This is a genomic window from Trebonia kvetii (assembly GCF_007827045.1).
GTDB classification, from domain to species: Bacteria; Actinomycetota; Actinomycetes; order Streptosporangiales; family Streptosporangiaceae; genus Trebonia; species Trebonia kvetii.
Genome location: NZ_RPFW01000020.1, coordinates 1 through 3,111, shown reverse-complemented (window position 1 = coordinate 3,111; position 3,111 = coordinate 1). Strand labels below are relative to the sequence as shown.

The window sequence follows — 3,111 nt, the reverse complement described above, 5'->3', positions numbered from 1 at the left end:
GTCCGCTTATGCCGAGGTCCGGATTATGCCGACTGGGTGGGCAGATGCCCTGGTCAGGGCTACGAGTGAGTGCCTTCTATCGGCATAATCCTGCACGTTCGCTTGTGAGGTGCCTGTCTGGCTGGTGTCAGTGATTCCTCCAGACGGGGAGATGTTCATGGAGACGGACGTGGGTGCCGGCTGCGTGCGGGCGGCCGAGGGCGACAGCGCGGAGCTGCTGGCTGAGTTCCGGACGTGGCTGGACCGGGAGCGGGGCCTGTCGCCGGTGTCGGTGCGCTGTTACTCGAAGCAAGCGAGGTACTTCCTGGCGGCGGCCGGCGGCCCGGATGCGGTGAGCCGCCTGGACGCGGGCAGGGTCACCGCGTTCATGGTGGGCTGGTCCCGGGACTGCAGCACCGGGGCCGCGAAGGCGATGGTGACGTCGCTGCGGTCGTTCCTGCGGTTCGCTCACGCGACCGGCAAGACGGCCGTTCCGCTGGCCGGGGCGGTCCCGGCGGTCGCGTCGTGGCGGCTGTCCGGGCTGCCGCGCGGCCTGGGATCGGCCGAGATCGAGATGCTGCTGGCCGGCTGCGACCAGGAGACTGCGTCCGGCCTGCGCGACCACGCGATCCTTTCGCTGCTGGCCCGGCTCGGGCTGCGTGGCGCCGAGGCCGCCGGGCTGCGGCTGGACGACATCGACTGGCGGGCCGGCGAGATCGCCGTCACCGGCAAGGGAAGCCGTGTCGAGCGGCTCCCGCTGCCGGCCCCGGCCGGGGAGGCACTCGCCGACTGGCTGACGGGCGGCCGGCCGCAGTGCGAGTCGCGGGCGGTCTTCGTGACGGTCCGGCGGCCCTACCGGCCGCTGACGCCCGAGGCGGTCCGGTCGGTCATGGGCCGGGCCTGCGAGCGGGCCGGCCTGGAGCGGCGGGGAGCGCACCGGTTCCGGCACGCGCTGGCGACCGAGATGCTCCGGGCCGGGGCCTCGCTGCCCGAGGTCGGGCAGGTACTGCGGCACCGCAGCATGCTGTCCACCTCGCTTTATGCCAAGGTCGACCAGAACGCGCTGCGCCCGCTGGCGCGCGCCTGGCCCGGAAGCACGGCATGAGCGGCCTGCGGGCCCGGGCCGGGGAGTACCTGGCCATGCGCCGCGCACTCGGGTTCAGGCTCACCACGCAAGGCCGGCACCTGATGAGCTTCGTCCGGTTCTGCGAGGAGCGCTTCGCTGATCGCGTGACCACTGAGCTGGCGGTCGAGTGGGCAACCCAGGCCGGGCGGGGCAGCGGCGATGAGGTCTACCAGGCCCGGAAGCTGGACACCGTCCGGATCTTCGCCCGGCACCTGCAGGCACTCGACCCGGCCACCGAGGTCCCCCCGGAAGACGTGCTGTCCCGGCGGCAGGGACGGGCCCGGCCCTACCTCTACTCCCCGGGAGAGATCGCCGCGCTCATGCGCACTGCGGGCGACCTCGCGCCGCCGCTGAGGGCCAGGACATGGCGGACGCTGATCGGGCTGCTGGCCGTGACCGGGATGCGGCAGGGCGAGGCATGCCGCCTCGGCCGTGACGACGTCGACCTGAACGCCGGGACGATCGTGATCGAGGACTCCAAGTTCGGCAAGTCCCGCATGGTATTCCTGCACCCGACCGCGGAGGCCGCCCTGCGCGCCTATGCCAGGACCCGTGACGAGGCGTTCCCCGAGCCAGCGGCGGACACGTTCCTCGTCAACAGCCAGGGCCGTCCGCTGGACGGGCACAACCTCCCGCACACGTTCGCCCCGCTCGCCCGCGCGGCGGGAATCCAGGCCGCGCCCGGCCAGCGGGCCCCGAGGCTGCACGACCTGCGGCACGTGTTCACCGTCGCGACGCTGCTGGACTGGTACCGCGACGGCGGGGACGTCCAGGCCCGGCTCCCGGTCCTGTCCACCTGGCTAGGGCACGTCGACCCGAAGTCGACTTACTGGTATCTCTCGGCCGTCCCCGAGCTTCTCGCCCTGGCCGCCGGCCGCATCGAGCGGGCGGACGAGGAGGCGGGACAGTGACCGACCTGGCCCCCGTCCTGCAGGGCTTCTTCACCGACCGGCTCGCCCGGCAGAAGAAGGCCAGCCCGAACACGGTCGCCGCCTACCGCGACGCCTGCCGGCTCCTGATCGCCTTCGCCCGCGACCAGACCGGCAAGCCGCCCAGCCAGCTCAGCATCGCCGATCTCGACGCCACCCTGGTCGGCGCGTTCCTGAACCACCTGGAAGACGACCGGGGCAACGGCAGCGCCACCCGCAACGCCCGCCTGGCCGTGATCCACTCGCTGTTCAAGTACGCAGCCCTCAGGGCACCCGAGCACGCCGCCACCATCAGCCAGGTCCTGGCCATTCCGCCAAGACGGCGCGAGCGCGCGATCGTCAGCTACCTCACCCCCGAGGAGATCGACGCGCTGGTCGCGGCCCCCGGCCGACAGACCTGGCACGGCCGCCGCGACCGGGCCCTGCTCCTGCTCGGCCTCCAGACCGGCCTGCGGGTATCGGAGCTCACCGGCCTGCTCCGCCAGGACATCCACCTCGGGGCCGGGCCGCACGTCCGCTGCCACGGCAAGGGGCGCAAGGACCGGGCCACCCCGCTCACCGGCCAGACCGTCAAGGTCATGCGGACCTGGCTCGCCGAGCTCAACCCCGACCCCGCCGGCCCGCTATTCCCCACCCAGCCCGGCGGCCGACTCTCCCGCGACGCCGTCGAGCGACTCGTCGCCAAGCACGCAGCCACCGCCGCGGACGCCTGCCCGTCCATCAAGGAGAAGAACGTCACCCCGCACACACTGCGGCACTCCGCAGCCATGACGCTGCTGAAGGCCGGCGTCGACACCTCGGTCATCGCCCTCTGGCTAGGCCACGAAGGGACCGAAACCACCCAGGTCTACCTTCACGCCGACATGAGCATCAAAGAGCAGGCCCTCGCCCGCGTCCAGCAGCCCGGCACCAGCCCCGGCCGCTACCGGCCACCGGACAGCCTGCTCGCGTTCCTCGACAACCTCTAGCCACGGGCAGGACCAGCCGGGTTATGCCGACCCAGGAACGGCCGGTAACCGGCTGACCAGGGCATCTGCCCACCCAGTCGGCATAATCCGGACCTCGGCATAAGCGGAC

The 3,111-nt window shown here is 72.3% G+C and carries 3 protein-coding genes; all 3 read left to right on the top strand.

The window, feature by feature from the left end:
* Nucleotides 1-157 precede the first annotated feature (157 nt).
* Genes EAS64_RS42770 through EAS64_RS42760 form a run of 3 tightly spaced genes read left to right on the top strand, consistent with a single transcriptional unit; the run spans nucleotide 158 to nucleotide 3,002 of the window.
* Complete coding sequence (locus tag EAS64_RS42770; RefSeq protein WP_145862447.1) at nucleotides 158-1,084, top strand: site-specific integrase; 927 nt, start codon at nucleotides 158-160, stop codon at nucleotides 1,082-1,084.
* Nucleotides 1,081-2,016 carry a tyrosine-type recombinase/integrase gene (locus EAS64_RS42765; protein ID WP_145862446.1) on the top strand — a complete coding sequence of 312 codons (936 nt, stop codon included), beginning with the start codon at nucleotides 1,081-1,083 and terminating at the stop codon, nucleotides 2,014-2,016. Before EAS64_RS42770 ends, EAS64_RS42765 begins: the two co-directional genes overlap by 4 nt.
* On the top strand, nucleotides 2,013-3,002 hold the full coding sequence (locus tag EAS64_RS42760) for a tyrosine-type recombinase/integrase (RefSeq protein ID WP_145862445.1): 990 nt from the start codon (nucleotides 2,013-2,015) through the stop codon (nucleotides 3,000-3,002). The genes EAS64_RS42765 and EAS64_RS42760 overlap by 4 nt, the downstream gene beginning before the upstream one ends.
* The last annotated feature ends 109 nt before the right edge of the window (nucleotides 3,003-3,111 follow it).

Excerpts from the sequence above, each read along its gene's own strand:
- EAS64_RS42770 (WP_145862447.1), top strand. The coding sequence starts at position 158 with ATGGAGACGGACGTGGGTGCCGGCTGCGTGCGGGCGGCCGAGGGCGAC.
- EAS64_RS42765 (WP_145862446.1), top strand. The coding sequence starts at position 1,081 with ATGAGCGGCCTGCGGGCCCGGGCCGGGGAGTACCTGGCCATGCGCCGC.